The sequence below is a fragment of the Flaviaestuariibacter terrae genome (assembly GCF_054777635.1).
The window spans coordinates 1,213,624-1,228,725 of the sequence record NZ_BAAHAL010000006.1; the positions used below are offsets into that span (position 1 = coordinate 1,213,624).

9 protein-coding genes and 1 tRNA gene are annotated in these 15,102 nt (G+C 59.6%); 7 read left to right on the plus strand and 3 right to left on the minus strand.

Annotated elements, in window-relative coordinates; all coding sequences use genetic code 11:
- Nucleotides 1-23: 23 nt before the first annotated feature.
- Together ACYU7Z_RS06000 and ACYU7Z_RS06005 are read left to right on the plus strand one after the other, a co-directional pair.
- Nucleotides 24-452 (plus strand): response regulator, encoded by a 429-nt coding sequence (locus tag ACYU7Z_RS06000; protein WP_460568393.1) that lies wholly within the window; start codon nt 24-26, stop codon nt 450-452.
- 150 nt (nt 453-602) lie between these two features.
- On the plus strand, nt 603-2,354 hold the full coding sequence (locus ACYU7Z_RS06005; protein WP_460568395.1) for a histidine kinase N-terminal 7TM domain-containing protein: 1,752 nt from the start codon (nt 603-605) through the stop codon (nt 2,352-2,354).
- A 14-nt stretch (nt 2,355-2,368) separates the two neighbouring features.
- On the opposite strand, the gene ACYU7Z_RS06010 is transcribed toward ACYU7Z_RS06005, so the two are convergent.
- Both ACYU7Z_RS06010 and ACYU7Z_RS06015 read right to left on the minus strand, forming a co-directional pair.
- The gene (locus tag ACYU7Z_RS06010) at nt 2,369-5,071 is read right to left on the minus strand and encodes a beta strand repeat-containing protein (protein ID WP_460568397.1); all 2,703 of its coding nucleotides are present in this window, start codon (nt 5,069-5,071) and stop codon (nt 2,369-2,371) included.
- A 559-nt stretch (nt 5,072-5,630) separates the two neighbouring features.
- Nucleotides 5,631-5,704 (minus strand) — tRNA-Asp (locus ACYU7Z_RS06015).
- A gap of 231 nt (nt 5,705-5,935) precedes the next feature.
- On the opposite strand from ACYU7Z_RS06015, the gene ACYU7Z_RS06020 reads away from it, so the two are divergent.
- Genes ACYU7Z_RS06020 through ACYU7Z_RS06040 form a run of 5 tightly spaced genes read left to right on the plus strand, consistent with a single transcriptional unit; the run spans nt 5,936 to nt 13,622 of the window.
- Entirely contained in the window at nt 5,936-6,913 is a 978-nt protein-coding gene (locus ACYU7Z_RS06020; protein WP_460568399.1) for a Gfo/Idh/MocA family protein, read from the plus strand.
- Between the two features lie 4 nt (nt 6,914-6,917).
- A complete protein-coding gene (locus tag ACYU7Z_RS06025) occupies nt 6,918-8,327 on the plus strand; it encodes a sugar transferase (RefSeq protein ID WP_460568401.1) in 1,410 nt (469 codons plus the stop codon).
- A 38-nt stretch (nt 8,328-8,365) separates the two neighbouring features.
- Nucleotides 8,366-9,940 carry a M1 family metallopeptidase gene (locus ACYU7Z_RS06030; RefSeq protein WP_460568403.1) on the plus strand — a complete coding sequence of 525 codons (1,575 nt, stop codon included), beginning with the start codon at nt 8,366-8,368 and terminating at the stop codon, nt 9,938-9,940.
- Nucleotides 9,941-9,963: 23 nt separating this feature from the next.
- The gene (locus ACYU7Z_RS06035; RefSeq protein ID WP_460568405.1) at nt 9,964-12,723 is read left to right on the plus strand and encodes a M1 family metallopeptidase; all 2,760 of its coding nucleotides are present in this window, start codon (nt 9,964-9,966) and stop codon (nt 12,721-12,723) included.
- Nucleotides 12,723-13,622, plus strand: a complete 900-nt coding sequence (locus ACYU7Z_RS06040; RefSeq protein WP_460568407.1) for a GNAT family N-acetyltransferase — start codon at nt 12,723-12,725, stop codon at nt 13,620-13,622. The genes ACYU7Z_RS06035 and ACYU7Z_RS06040 overlap by 1 nt, the downstream gene beginning before the upstream one ends.
- 121 nt (nt 13,623-13,743) lie before the next feature.
- Here the strand turns inward: ACYU7Z_RS06040 and ACYU7Z_RS06045 are convergent, their stop codons facing one another.
- Nucleotides 13,744-15,087, minus strand: a complete 1,344-nt coding sequence (locus tag ACYU7Z_RS06045; RefSeq protein ID WP_460568409.1) for an OmpA family protein — start codon at nt 15,085-15,087, stop codon at nt 13,744-13,746.
- Nucleotides 15,088-15,102: the final 15 nt, after the last annotated feature.

Genomic DNA, 15,102 nt, shown 5'->3' on the forward strand with positions numbered 1-15,102 from the left:
TTATCGCCAAGTCGAACACCTCTATGCCGGAAACCTCATCCATTAATTCCACCCCTTTTGTATTTCTTGCCGAAGACGACGTCGACGACCAGGAGTTGCTCATCGAGGCGCTTTCGGCGCACGTGCCGCAGATGAAGGTGCAGACGGCGGCGAACGGGAAGAAGGCCATGACGGAGCTGCTGGCATTTCCGTCGAAAGGCTTGCCCTGCCTGATTATCCTCGATTACAATCTTCCCGAGATCAACGGCGGGGAGATCCTCAAGCAGCTCTCGGCCGACGAGCGCTACACACATGTGCCGAAGGTGGTCTGGAGTACCTCCAATTCGCCCCTGTACCGGCAGATCTGCATGGATCTGGGCGCGCGGGCCTACTTCGTGAAGCCTTCGGATATCAAAGGCATCGAGAAGATGGCGCAGGATATGCTCGTTTACTGCCATCTCGTTCCCTCCTGATACTGGGTTAGCATCATAAACTGAAAGGCCCCCTCGCGGGGCTTTTGCTTTGCGTGGGTCGCTCCTCCCCGATTCCGTCCCTTGCCACAGCCGCGTTGCGGCCAATTGCGTATCTTTACCCACGACCGTGTGCCCTAAACGTCCCGCCTCGTGCCTGCTTTTCAACCACTCTCTCTCCTTTTCTTCATCCCGGCGCTGATCAACCTCGGCATTGCCGCCTATATCGTTTTCTTCCTGCCGCGGAGCCGCACCGTCGACCTATTTGCCGTCTGCGTCGTAGCCCTCAGCATCTGGCAGGTCGAGGAAGGCGGGTATATGTATATCCAGGACGCCGTTACTGCTTATCACTGGGACAAGGTCTTCTGCTTCGGCTGGATCCTGCTGAGCCCCGCAGGGCTGCACTTCGCCTGCAGCTACACGCGGAAATCGTTCGTCGACCGGCGCTTTTTCCTCGTACTGCTGTACCTGCCCTTTTTGCTCCTGCATGGCCTGTATGTGTCCGACCACTACAACCACCTGGTGCGCGACAAGAATTTCGGCTGGGTGATCGCACCGGACACGGGATTTATCGATGCGCTGCTGCTGTGGATAATGGCCGGAACGATGTTCGCCGTCTCGGCCATGCTCCTCGCGTTTGCCTACCGCGTTCGCCACGACGCACGCCGGCGCACACAGGCCGTGCTCGTTGCGCTGGGCATCCTGGTGCCCACGATCGTCGGCTTTATCAGCCAGGTACTTTTCCCGCTCGTGCTGCATATCAATGAGCTCCCGCTTTCACCTGCATTGGTGACGCTCTTCTCGCTGTTCACTATCGTCGCGCTGGTTCGCTACCGCCTCTTCGACATCAGCGAGTCGGTGAGCCTGAACACGGTACTCCACCAGTTCCAGAATATCGTGCTCGCGGTGCTGCCCGACCGGAGCGTGCAGGTGCTGAACCAATATACCAGCGACCTGTTCGGCCAGCATGCCGCACAGAAGCTGATGACGATCCACTGCTTCGGCTCTGCGGAAGCGGCCGAGGAATTCGACGAGCAGGTGCTGCGGCCCGCTTTCGACGGCCGGGCGCTGCGCAACAACATGGTCTTCTTCCAGGCCGGCGACCGCGCGGTAGATACGCTGGTGTCGGTCGAGCCGGTGCGGTACCGCGATAAAGTGCAGGCCGTGCTCGTGATCGCAAATGATATCACCGATTACCTGGTGGTGGTGGAGCAGCGCAAGCGCGCCGAGCGGCAGCTCGAAGAGGAACAGTTGCGCCGCCACCACGAGATCACCGAAGCCGTTATTGCCGCGCAGGAAAACGAGCGCCGCATCATAGGCGCGGAACTCCACGATAACGTTAACCAGATCCTTACCAGCGCCAAGCTCTATGTCGGCCTGAGCGCCAGCACTCCTGACGATCAGCGCGGGCAGTTTCTGGACCGCGCCGGCAAGATCATCGGCAAGGCCATGGAGGAAGTCCGCAAGCTGAGTCACTCACTGATCCCACCCTCGCTCAGCGGCGAGACGCTTGTGGAAGCGCTGCGGCACCTGCTCGAAAACCAGGATCCCTCTGGCCTCCAGATACAGCTCGACGTGCTGCGCTTCGAAGAAGAGAGCGTGCCGCCGAAGCTGAAGCTCACCGTATACCGCATCGTGCAGGAGCAGTGGAGCAACATCATCAAGCATGCCTATGCGCAGCACGTGACGGTGACGCTGAAATGCAACCGGAAGCTGCTGGTTCTTGAAATCAAGGACGACGGCGTGGGCTTCGACCCGGCGCAGCTTTCGCGCGGTGTAGGCCTCAAGAATATCGAAACGCGGGCCCGCCTTCACGAAGGCAAAGTGAGCGTACTGTCGCAACCGAACAAAGGCTGCGTGCTCCAGGTAAAATTCCCGTTGAGCATCGCAGCCTTTGCCGATTGAACCTTATTGTAGTTCTACTGTACCGTAAATCCTTTTGTCGACTGGTATCCGCTGCCACGCAGCAGCAGCTGGTAGCTGCCCGAGCTCAGCGAAGCCGGAAGGCTCAGCGAATAGTTGAGCGCGCCCCCGCTATGCGTTAGCTGCGTGCGCTGGAGCACACGGCCTGTGGCGTCGATCACGAGGAGGTCGTACGTATCCGCTGCGAGACCCGTGCTGCGCACCTGGAGGACTCCGTTTTTCCGGACGGGCACCGGGTACACATCGAGGCTGATATCCTCGCTTCCCGAATGCACGCGGAGCACGGCGCTCAGTGTTTGGCGACCGTCCTGGTCAACGGCGCGGATGCGGTAGTAGCCCTGGGCTACCAGCGCCTGGCGATCGGAGTAGCTGTATTGAGCGCTACCGCCCTGCACCTGTGTGGCCGTTACCTGGCCGATGCTGCTGAACGTGCGGCCGTCGGCGCTGCGTTGAACCTCGTAGCGGGCCACATTGAACTCCGCGGCCGTCTTCCAGCGCAGCTCCACGGAGCCGCCACGGCGTTCGGCCGATACGGAGATGAAACGAACGGGCAGCAGGTTGGCCGTACTGGTCGAGCCGAGTGTGATGTTATCGAACGCAGTGGCATCGTTGGAGGTAATGCTGCCGTCGGTGGTATTGCCCGTGGTACCGCTGACACCCATGCTCACCCAGGCCGCGCCATCAAAGCGAACGGGTACCAGGCTCGACACGTCGCTGATATAAGCGCCCGGGCCGTTGCAACCGCTGTTGGCGCTCCAGAAAAGAGTAACGCTCGGGTTAAGGGCGCCGGCAGCTTTCTGGAGATTCCAGTATTCGCAACCGCTGATCTTCACCACCGGTGGCGTAAGCGTTGTGCTGATCGCCTGCGGGTTGCTGCGCACATAGGTGGCCGTTAGGTCGCCGCCGGTTCCGGGCGCCGAAACGCCGAGCGGGGCATATACGCCGCCGCCGCCGAGCGGGAAGACAAAGGCGTCAGCGCCAAGACGGCGCACCGGACCCTGCACATAGGAGGTCGTGTTTCCGCCGGTAGCTGTTGCCGTGCTATTAAGCAGGAGCAGGTTGGCATTGGTCGTGATGAGCACACCAATCAAAAGGTTCAGCACGCCGTTCATCGTAAGCGGGGTGAGCAGTGTTTTGCTGCCTCCGCCCGAAAGGGTAATGCTCCCGAATTCAAAAGGCACGGTAGGCCCGGTCTTCCGCGCCGTTACATCGATGGTTTGCGCTGCGGTGCCATTGAAGTTGAAGAGCGCGCCGGCGTCAACGATGGAAGCGCCGTTTTCCAGCACCGCGCTGAACAGCAGGTTGCCCGCCACGCTGATGGTGCCGGCCTCGAGGGTAAGGTCGAAGGAGCGGAAGGTGGTGATGGAAAGATTGTTGTAGGAACCGGTGCGGACCGTCTGCGCAACCGTGCCGTCGTAAGTGACGGTACCGCCGAAGGTCTTGCCCGAGGCAAAGGGTGTGGTTCCGCGTACGATCAGGTTTCCGGCATGACCGCTGGCGTCGAAGGTCCCGGTGATCGTCTCCTGGTTGAGATCGATGGTGGAGCCGGCGGAGGTTACCAGCGCGCCACTGATGTCGATGCTCGACGACTCATGGGTACCGTTGCCACTTACGGTGAGATTGGTATAATTCCCATTCACGATTTTCTGTCCCGAAGCGCCATAATACTCAATGGTGCCACCCCAGTTGCGTCCGACCGGCAGCGCGAAATCGGAGATGAGGTCGCCCAGGTATTGCGTGCGGATCGTACCAACGTTGTTCTGACCGCCGATGCCGCCGAGCGGATGGCTGTCAAGCTTGAAGAGGCCCATGTCGAGGATCGTGCCGGTTGTCTGCGTAACGATCTCACCACGGATCGTGATGTTCCCGGTTGCATTGCTGGTGCCGCCGGCACTGTGCGTGATGTATACGTTGTTGTAGCTGGCGCCTACGATACTTTGGCCGCCGGCCGGGGCATCGTAGAGTACAGAGCCGATGCCGGCGACAAGATCACCGAAGTCGATGCCCGAGGGCAGCGGTGCGCCGGATGTGTTCTGCGTTTCGATGGTGCCGACCAGATCGAGGGCCCCACCGACCGACAGGAGCCGGTATGTGACCATGTTGAGCACTGTGGAAGAGGCCACGGTCAGGTTGTTGCCGATCGAAAGGTCAGCCCCGGCATTGGTGGCCCGGCCGTCGCCGGGAGCGCCACCCGTCACGTTGAGGTTGTAAAAGCTCGAAAAAATCGGGGGCAGTGTATTGTTACCCGTTAGTGTCACCGTGCCGGTACCGGGATCCCAGAGGTTGTCGATCGAAGTGGTTGCGGCAAAGCCGGTCGTGCTGATCGATCCCGAGTTGAGAACGAGCTTACCGCCACCACCGCTGAGGGAACCCAGCGAGGTGTTGGCAGCCACCGTGAGGCTGACACCCGGATTGAAGGTCAGGGATGCCACGGAGGCCGAACTGCCGTCGTTGATCTGCAGGGCTGCAATGGAAGCGTTGACATCAAGGGTGACGTCGACACCCGCGGCAATGCTGACCGATTCGCCCGGAAGCGGCACGGCGGCCGGGCTCCAGGTTGTTGGCGTGCTCCATAGACCGGAGGTGACAGCTACTTTTTGTGCCCCGGCCGTAGCGGCTACGAATAAAAATGAAACGAAGAGGATCACTGCTGCGCCGGCTGTACGGACGCGTGACGACAATGGGTAAAGCTGCGGCATGGATTGAAATGTTTAGGTTGGTGAATTACGTCGGTTGACAGTCGTTCATGCAATTCCTAAACCATTCACAGCAGTAAGCGCAACCTGCATCGGCGAGCCCGACAGCTCGTTGCGCGAAAGGTTGAGATCATGGCGGGAGATGCTTGCTGCGGGCCGATGTGCTTGCAGCACGGGTGGAGGAGGCATGCCCGTCGGTTACAAACGCGAAGCGCGCCGCTGCGACAAGGACAGCGACGCCGGTATTTTTTTACACATTGTGGGATGGGATATTTCGCAAGAGCTATCGGCGCATAGGCGCTTCCGGGAGTAAAAAAAGTAGCGCTCTTTTTCGCGGAATAATTCGAAAAAAATCGAGTGACCTGCCGGCAGCCGCTTAATCCGGGTCGGACCAAAATAATTGTCCGTGCGGCCGCTTCCTGGTTGACCCAACCTTGCACAAGGCACAGAACCTTTGGATGACTTCGGAACGCCCGCGACAGGCGTTTGCAAGCCGCTCAGGAGAGAGCGAATGGGTACGGCGTAAAAACAGAAAAGCCCCGGTTTTCACCAGGGCTTTTTGCGGACCGGACGGGACTCGAACCCGCGACCTCTGCCGTGACAGGGCAGCATTCTAACCGACTGAACTACCGATCCAATATTTTCAAATTCTTCCTGCAAATTTTACCCGGAAACTCCGGTCCAACCTGCTCATTCAGAGACTGTTTCGCTGAACGGAGTGCAAAGATAAGGGCCCCGATTATTTCACCAAGAAAATTTTGAAAAAAGTTTTCGGGAAGAATCCGGAGCCTGTGCATCGCCGCTCCGCTACTTGACCGGCAGGCTCGCGCAGCAACCCTTATCTTTGGGCTTTAACCCCGCCAAAGCATGCTGCGTGTAGGAATTTTTGGAACCGGACACCTGGGAAAGTTTCACTTGAACAACTGGAAGGAAATTGACGGAACGACGATCGCCGGCTTCTACGACCCGAACGACAGCACCGCCGAAGAAATCATCCGGCAATACGGCATCCGCCGCTACGACAGCGAGGAAGCCCTTATCGACGGCTGCGACCTGATCGACGTCGTCTCCCCCACCCCCTGGCATTTTGCCACCTGCGCCGCCGCCATCCGCAAGGGCCGCCACGTATTCGTGGAGAAGCCGATGGCCAACACGATGGAGGAAGGCGCGCAGCTCGTAAAGCTGGTGCAGGAATCCAAAGTAAAGCTGCAGGTCGGCCACGTGGAACGCTTTAACCCGGCCTTCCTCGCGCTCGACCGGAGCCGCCTCAACCCGATGTTTATCGAGGTGCACCGCCTCGCGCAGTTCAACCCGCGCGGCACCGAGGTGAGCGTTATCCTCGACCTCATGATCCACGACATCGACATCGTGCTCAGCATGGTGAAGAGCGATGTCAAAGCCCTGTCGGCCTCAGGGGTCGCCGTGCTCACCGACACACCCGATATCGCCAACGTCCGGATCGAGTTCAACAACGGCTGCGTGGCGAACCTGACCTCGAGCCGCATCTCGCTGAAGAAGATGCGTAAGATGCGTCTCTTCCAGAAAGATGCCTATATCAGCGTCGACTTCCTCGACAAGAAAACGGAGGTGATCCGCCTCAGCGACGAGCCGGCTGCCGACGGCCTCTCCTTCCCTATCGAAGTGCCGGGTGGCGGCAGCCGCAACATCAGCATCCAGAACCCCGCCGTGGAGCCGGGCAACGCGATCCGCGCCGAGCTGGAGGCCTTCGTGGACGCCATCCGCAACAACAGCCGCACGGTGGTCAACGAGATCGACGGATTCCGCGCCATGGAAGTAGCCCACCAGATCCTGCAGAAGATCCACGCCAACCTATCGACCTCCTGAGCGCATGCGGCCCCGAACGATCCCGAACACGATCTATGTACTGAGCGATTACTGCAGCGCGGCCCTCGCCTGGGCGCTGTTTTATTTCGTTCGTAAGGAACTGCTCCATGAGCCGATCAACCTGGGCCAGGGCCAGTGGGAGCGCTTCTGGCTCGGCACGATGCTCATCCCGCTGGGATGGCTGGCACTCTTCACCCTCGGTGGATCGTACGGCTCGGTGTACAAGAAGTCGCGGTTCGGTGAGTTCACCCAAACCTTTATCGGAAGCCTCATCGGTTGCATGGTGCTCTTCTTCGTGTTCCTGCTCGACGACGTGCAAAGCGACTATACCTATTACTACGCAGCCTTCGGATGCCTGCTGGGCATTCATTTCGTGCTGCTGTTCATCGGCCGCCTCATCGTGCTTCAGCGCGCCCACCACCAGCTGCGCCGCGGCGAGATCTCCTTCCCTGCGCTTATCGTGGCCGTTCCCGACGAAGCGATGCGCCTCCACCAGGACACGGCTGCCAAGCTGCGCGACGAGGGATACCGCATTGCCGGCTTCCTCGCACTGCAGCCTTCCGAAACCGGTACCCGCAAGGGCGGGCTCCGTTGCCTGGGCGATATCGTGCAGCTGGAGCGCGTGCTGGAACAGGAAGGGATCCGCTGCGTGATCCTGGGCAACCGCAAAACCGACGCCGCCATCCTCGAAAGCCTCGTGCACCGGCTCAGCGAGCGCGACGTGGAGCTGAAGATGCCGCCCACAACACTGGATATCCTCGCCGGCTCGGTGAAGACGAGCAACGTGATGGGGCCCGTGCTGATGGACATCAAGACCGGCCTCATGCCTGAGTGGCAGCAAAACAGCAAGCGTCTTATCGACATCGTGGGGTCGTTCTTAGCGCTGTTGCTGCTGCTACCGTTTATGCTCTACATCGCGCTGCGGGTGCGGCTTTCGTCGAAGGGACCCATTTTCTACTCGCAGGAGCGGATCGGCTACAAGGGCCGCCCCTTCCGGATGTACAAGTTCCGCTCGATGTACACCGACGCCGAAGCGGCGGGCCCGGCACTTTCCTCCGACAACGACCCGCGCACCACCCGCTGGGGCCGCACGATGCGCAAGTGGCGCTTCGACGAGCTGCCGCAGCTGCTCTCCATCATCAAGGGCGACATGAGCCTTGTGGGACCCCGCCCCGAGCGCCGCTTCTATATCGACCAGATCGTGGCGCAGTACCCCTACTACAAATACCTGCTGAAAGTAAAGCCCGGCCTCACTTCCTGGGGCATGGTGCAGTTTGGCTACGCGCAGAATGTTGCCGAAATGATCGAGCGGAGCCGCTTCGACCTCATTTACATCGAGAACATCTCGCTCGCCCTCGACTTCAAGATCATGATCCATACGGTGCGGATCATTATGAAAGGCAAGGGGAAATAAGTTTGGAGTTTGTAGTTTGGGGTTTGTAGTTACGCGTCATGAAGAGAGTGCTCACCAATTTCTTATTCTGCTTCGTTTTTACACTTCCGGCGATCGGCCAGACGACCGCGTATTGGCACCAGTTCCTGCGTTACCGCATCGACGTAACGCTTGATGACCGGAAGTACCGGCTGTCGGGCGTTGCCGACATGGAGTATGTCAACCACTCGCCCGACACGCTCCGCTTCATCTGGATGCACTGCTGGCCCAACGCCTTCCGCAACGACTCGACGGCCTATGCACGGCAGCTGCGGCAGGAAAGAGGCGGTAAGGCGCGTCTCCGCGCAACGCGCGACAAGGGCTGGATAGACAGCCTGTCGTTCACCGTCAACGGAACGGCGGCAACGCTCGAACCGCACCCCGAGTGGATCGATGTGCAACAGCTGCTGCTCCCCGCGCCGCTGCTGCCCGGCGACAGCATCCGCATCCGGAGCCCCTTCCGGGTACAGCTGCCCACGTACAACTCGCGCTCCGGCCACGCGGGCAAAAGCTATATGGTCTGCCAGTGGTTTCCGCGGCCGGCTGTATACGACCGGCGGGGCTGGCACCCGATGCCCTACCTCGACCGCGGCGAATTCTACAACGACTTCGGCGACTACGACGTGCGCATCACGCTGCCCGGCGCTTACGTGGTGGCAGCAACGGGCTGGCTGGAAACAGCCAGCGAGCGTGCCCGCTACGTCGAGCTCGGCGATGCGAACCGGCACGGACGTGAAAAAACCTATGGCGGCAGCAGCCGCGCCAAAACGCTCCGCTTCATCGCCCGCAATGTGACCGACTTCGCCTGGTTTGCCGACAAGAACTTTGTGATCGGGCACGAGCGCATGCCCATGGGCGACAGCACGGTGGACATCTTTGCGTACCACCATCCGGATGCCGATGAATCCTGGAAAGAAGCCACGAGCTACATCCGCGACGCCGTAAACCAGTACTCGGGCTGGCTTGGCGCATACCCGTACCCGGTAGTACAGGCCGTGGAAGGCCCGAAGAACGATATGTCGGGCGGCATGGAATACCCGATGATCACGCTGATCAACATGCCCGGGGCGATTGACTCGACACTCGACGTTGTGATCGCCCACGAGGTGGGGCACAACTGGCTCCCGATGATCGTGGCGACCAACGAGCGCGACTTCGCCTGGATGGATGAAGGACTGAACACGTACTTCGAGCAACTGTATTCGGCCGAAAAATACGGGACCATCGGCGGCGAGAACACGCTGGGGCTCCCCGCCTACCTGCGCGACGATCCCGATGCGCTGCGCCGGCTTGCCTATCAATTGCTGAACGGGCAGCTGCGCTTCCGCGAGCCGGTCAACCAGCCCGCGGCCGATTTTCTCTCGGAAGCATCGTATGAGGAAGCGAGCTATGACAAAACCGCGATCTGGCTGTACCGGCTTGAAAAAGACTTCGGCAAGACGGCGCTTCTTGGCGCGCTGCAACGCTATTTCGCCGAATGGAAGTTCCGGCATCCGTACCCGGAAGATCTGCGCACCAGTCTCGAAGCGGCGCTTCATGCCGACCTGAAAAGCTACTTCGAAGCGCTCTCGCGCAAAGGACGCTTTGTTGAATAGGCGCGGAGGGCTACTTTCGGACGGTGAAACGAACCCTTTCGGCCCTCCTGCTTCTTTCGGCGTTGAGCGCCCGCAGCCAACAGGCATCCTGGCAACAGCGCGTAGACTACCGCATCGACGTAACGCTCGATGCAGCCGGCAAAAGCCTCGACGGCTTCGAGCGGCTGAATTACAGCAACAACTCCCCCGACACACTTCGCTATATCTGGTTTCATCTCTGGCCCAACGCCTACAAGAACGACCGCAGCGCCTTTACCGACCAGCAGCTGCGCAACGGCGACACGCGCTTTTACTTTTCCGATAAAGAGGAACGCGGATACATCAACCGGCTCGACTTCCGGGTCAACGGGCAGCCCGCGCGCAGCGAGGATCACCCGCAGTGGATCGACGTAGTGAAGCTGCTCCTGCCGGCGCCGCTGGCTCCCGGCGACAGCGCGCAGATCACAACACCCTTTCATGTAAAGCTGCCCTTCAACTTTTCGCGTGGCGGCTATTCGAAAACAGGTTTCCAGGTAACACAGTGGTACCCGAAGCCCGCCGTGTACGACGCGAAGGGCTGGCACCCGATGCCCTACCTCGACCAGGGCGAGTTTTACAGCGAGTTCGGGAGCTACGACGTACAAATCAACAGCCCGGCCGGCTACAAGATCGCGGCGACTGGCCTGCAGCTTCCGGCAAATACGCAACTACCACTCGAAGAGGCCAGTTCGTCATCGCGTACCGACAAGTCAAGGAACTTTAGCCACTTCCGCCAGGATAATGTGCACGATTTCGCCTGGTTTGCCGACAGTACGTTTATCGTTGACCGCGATACCTGCCGCTTGCCATCGGGACGCGTGCTGGAGGTGAAAACCTATTACAGCGCCGCCGAAAAAAAGTGGTGGGCACGCAGCCTCGAGTATGCAAAAGCCGCGCTCCGCTTCTACTCGACTGAGGTTGGCGACTATCCTTATGATGTATGCTCGGTCGTGCAGGGTCCCGAAGCCTTTGGTGGCGGGATGGAATACCCGACGATCACCGTGATCGAGCCGATCCGCGACAGCAGCCTGCTGAATATCACGATCGCCCACGAGATTGGCCACAACTGGTTTTACGGGATGCTCGCCAACAACGAGCGCGACAACCCGTGGATGGATGAGGGCTTCAATACGTTCTACGAATACAAGTACGCCAGCTTGCGTCACCAACGCAACTCGGTGACGGAAGACATCCTGTTCCGGACGCTGGCGCGGCAGAAGCGCGACCAACCCATCGCAACACCCGCCGACAGCATGACCGAGGATAACTACGCGCTCGTGACCTACCACAAAACGGCACGCTGGCTGCAGGGAATCGAGCAACAGATCGGCGCCGACAGCATGCGGCTGCTGATGCAGGATTGGTTTGCCCGCAACCGCTTCCGGCATGTGCAGCCCGAAGACTTTGCCCGGCATCTCAGAGCCTGGCTTCCTGCCGACGCTGAAGCGTTTGAAGCGCAGCTGCAGCGCAGCGGTCCGCTACCGATACAGCAGGCAAGCGGAACGAACTTTATCAACATCCTGCAGCCAGGCTCGTTTCGCCGCTACTTTACGCAGCCGACGAAGAACGCGTGGCTGGCGACGGTGGCCGCGGGGATCAATCACTACGACCGCTTCATGATCGGTGGCCTCCTGACCAATTACCTGCTTCCGCCACCGAAGCTCCGTGTGCTGTTGCTGCCGCTGTATGCAACGGGCACAAAACAATGGAACGTCCTAGGACGGCTGTCCTTCACCCACTATCCTGATCGCGGGCCGAAACGCCTGGAGCTGTTTACCGCCGCTTCAACGTTTTCGTACAACGAGTTTACCGATGATAAAGGCCGCCGGTTTACCGCGCGTTTTTTCAAGGTAGTACCCGGCGCCGAGCTCGAGCTCCGCAACCGCGACCTACGGAGCACGCTCCGCCGCACATTCCAGTTCAAGTCGTTTTTCCTTGGCGAGCAACCCTTCCGCATTTCGTACGATTCGTTGATCAACGGCACCGACACGAGCGTGGAGCTCACAACCCGCAAACAGGACCTGCGCTACAGCATCCAGCAGCTCACTTTCCGCATCGACAACAACCGCGCGCTCTACCCCTACAGCGGCGCGCTATGGGTGCAGTTTTCGTCGTTCTTTACACGGCTTCACCTGGAAGGAAACTACTTTTTCAATTATCCAAAGGGAGGCGGGCTCGCGTTGCGCCTGTTTGGCGGGAAGCTGCTCTACGACCGCAACCGCACAACCTATCCCTACGGTATTTTCCCGAACCGCTACTTCCTCAGCATGAGCGGCGTTGGCGGTGAGCAGGACTATACCTACAGCCATTATTTCGTGGCGCGAAGCGCTTTCGAAGGAACGTCATCGCAGCAGATCGCCATCCGCGACGGTGGCTTCAAGGTGCGTACGCCGCTGCTGTCGTCACCCGTGGGTGAAAGCGATGACTGGCTGGCGGCACTCAACTTCAACAGCTCGATACCGGATGCGGTCAACCCGCTGCGGGTGCTCCCGGTGAAGATCCCGCTGCACCTGTTTTTCGACGTGGGCACCTATGCCGGCGCCTGGAAACCGGGAGCCGCGAGCGGCCGCTTCCTGTTTGAGGCGGGCCTCCATGTTCCGTTGCTCAATAACCTCGTTAACTTCTATTTCCCGGTTGTCTATAGTTCGGCATTCGGCGACTACGCGAAATCGATCTACCCCAAAAACCGCTTCTTCAAAACGATGACCTTCAGTATCGACCTGCAGAATGCATCGGGGCTGATCAAAAAACAGCGTCTGTTCTGATGATGGAGATCCGCTACTGCACGCACGCGCAGCTTGACAAGAAGCGCTGGGATGATCGTCTCGACGCTCTGCCCGGCGGCCTTGTGTATGCGCAAAGCGCCTTCCTCGACGCCATGAGCCCCGGCTGGGATGCGCTTGTAGGCGGCGACTACGAGGCACTCTTCCCGCTTCCCTGGCGCAGCAAGGGCGGTGTCAGCTACGTGTACCGCCCCTTCCTGGCGGCGCAGCTGGGCCTCTTTGCCGAACCCAGCGACGTGGCCCTTCTTAACCGGTTCCTGGAAGCCATCCCGAAAAAGTTCCGTTATATCGATGTGCCGCTGAATGCAACGAACCTGTTGCCGGGGACCGTTTTCCCGCTGCAGCAGCGCGCCAACTTCGTGCTCGACCTCCGTGCCCCCTACGAGCAGCTGCAGGCCACCTACCGGGACAATATCCGCCGCAATGTGCGTAAGGCGATCCAATATGGCTGCTCCACCGACCGGGCGGTACCCGTAGCCGAGATCGTAGCGCTTGCCCGCACACATGCCGACGACGAGGCGGGGCTCGCCGCGTTCTCGATGCTGGTGAATGACTGGATACCGCAGGGAAAGGCCCTTTGCTATGGCATCCGCGACAAGGGCGGCGCCCTGCTGGCATCGGCCGTATTTCTACGGGACAGCCGGCGCGCGTATTACCTGCTCGTTGGTAACCATCCCAACGGGCGCACGCTCGGCGCCTCGCACCTGCTGCTCGACAGCTTTATCCGCGATCACGCCGGCAGCCCGCTCCTCCTCGACTTCGAGGGCAGCGACCTGCGCAACCTCGCCTTTTTTTACAGCTCCTTCGGAGCACACGGGGAGCCCTACCCACACCTGTTGGTAAACCGGCTGCCCTGGTGGATGCGTTGGTTAAAGTCCTGACGTGCGAAGTCGGAAACCGGAAGTATGAAAACTCCCAATGACTTCCGACTCGCCACTTCCGATTTATCTACTTAAAAAAAAGCGCCCCGAAGGGCGCTTTACTAATAGTTGATGCTGTAGCTTATTCGTAGCTCGGGCGCATGACCACGCGGCGATTCTTGGCGCGGCCGGCAGCGGTCTTGTTGTCGGCGATCGGCTTCGTTTCGCCGTAGCCCTGCGACAGGATACGCGATTCGGGGATGCCTTTGCTCAGGAGGTAGGTACGTACCGAAGCGGCGCGGTCTTCCGAGAGCTTCTGGTTATACTCGTCGCTGCCCACGTTGTCGGTGTGGCCTTCGATATAAAGCTTCAGGTTGGGATCTTCGTTGAGCACCTTAACGACGTCGTTGAGGGCGGTGTAGGACGTCTTCTGCAGGGTGGCCTTGCCGGTTACGAAGAAGATGCGGCTCGCATTCTTGTTCATCCGCACGATCGTTTCCTGCTTGATGGCGGGGCAGCCGTTGTTCTCGGGTACACCGGCCAGCGTCGGGCATTTGTCTTCCTCGTCGTTGATGCCGTCTTTATCCGTATCCGGGATGGGGCAACCGTTGTAGCGGGCAACACCAGGCTCCGTAGGGCACTTGTCTTCCTCATCGTTGATGCCGTCCTTATCCGTATCCGGGATGGGGCAACCCTGGTATTTGGCGATACCAGGAACAGTGGGGCACTTATCTTCTTCATCGTTGATGCCGTCCTTGTCGGTATCCGGAACCGGGCAGCCCTGGTATTTGGCAACACCGGGAACGGTCGGGCAATGGTCGGCGGAATCCACGATGCCGTCACCGTCGGAATCTTTCGGCAGCTCGGGAATAACTACAGGCGCCGGTTCTTCCTTCTTCTTGCTCAGGCGGGCGGAAAATCCAAAGCGGTAGAGGAAGTGGTAGTTGTTCATCCGGTTGGTCACCGGGATGCGGTAGGTGGCGTCGACAAAGAGACCGGCCTCATCAAAGATGTTGATCTTGAAACCGGCGCCGGCGGGGATGATGGCGTCGAAGGTGCGGTCGTAATGGCTGGCGCCGATACCGATCGTGGCATACGGCGTAAAGAAATAGCGCTCGCTGAAAAGCTTAAACTGGGCCGATGCGTCGGCCTCGAGCTGCACCTTCGGATCGGTGATCATCGTGCCGTTGGGCAGGATGATGCGGGGCGTGGTGCCACCGATGGAGCCAGCGAAATCGATAAAGTTGTTGACGCCTTTGAAGTAGTGAATGGCAATACCGGGATCCATCTCACGGAACTTCGCGAACTGCTTGTTGTTGGTCACCGTGTTGAACGAGCTGGACCGGATGCGGCTGGCCGAGAGGTAGTCATTAAAAATCAGGCTGAAACCGAGCGCGCCAGGTCGCTTGAACGACCTTGTCTGAGTCTGGGCAAATACCACTGTACCACACGTAAGGGCTAGCAGGGTCACCAGTAATTTCTTCATAAAGCTGTGGATTGG

Bases quoted from the DNA above. Each gene is read 5' to 3' on its own strand.
- ACYU7Z_RS06000 (WP_460568393.1), top strand. From the start codon at position 24: ATGCCGGAAACCTCATCCATTAATTCCACCCCTTTTGTATTTCTTGCC.
- ACYU7Z_RS06010 (WP_460568397.1), bottom strand. From the start codon at position 5,071: ATGCCGCAGCTTTACCCATTGTCGTCACGCGTCCGTACAGCCGGCGCA.
- ACYU7Z_RS06020 (WP_460568399.1), top strand. From the start codon at position 5,936: ATGCTGCGTGTAGGAATTTTTGGAACCGGACACCTGGGAAAGTTTCAC.
- ACYU7Z_RS06025 (WP_460568401.1), top strand. From the start codon at position 6,918: ATGCGGCCCCGAACGATCCCGAACACGATCTATGTACTGAGCGATTAC.
- ACYU7Z_RS06030 (WP_460568403.1), top strand. From the start codon at position 8,366: ATGAAGAGAGTGCTCACCAATTTCTTATTCTGCTTCGTTTTTACACTT.
- ACYU7Z_RS06040 (WP_460568407.1), top strand. From the start codon at position 12,723: ATGATGGAGATCCGCTACTGCACGCACGCGCAGCTTGACAAGAAGCGC.
- ACYU7Z_RS06045 (WP_460568409.1), bottom strand. From the start codon at position 15,087: ATGAAGAAATTACTGGTGACCCTGCTAGCCCTTACGTGTGGTACAGTG.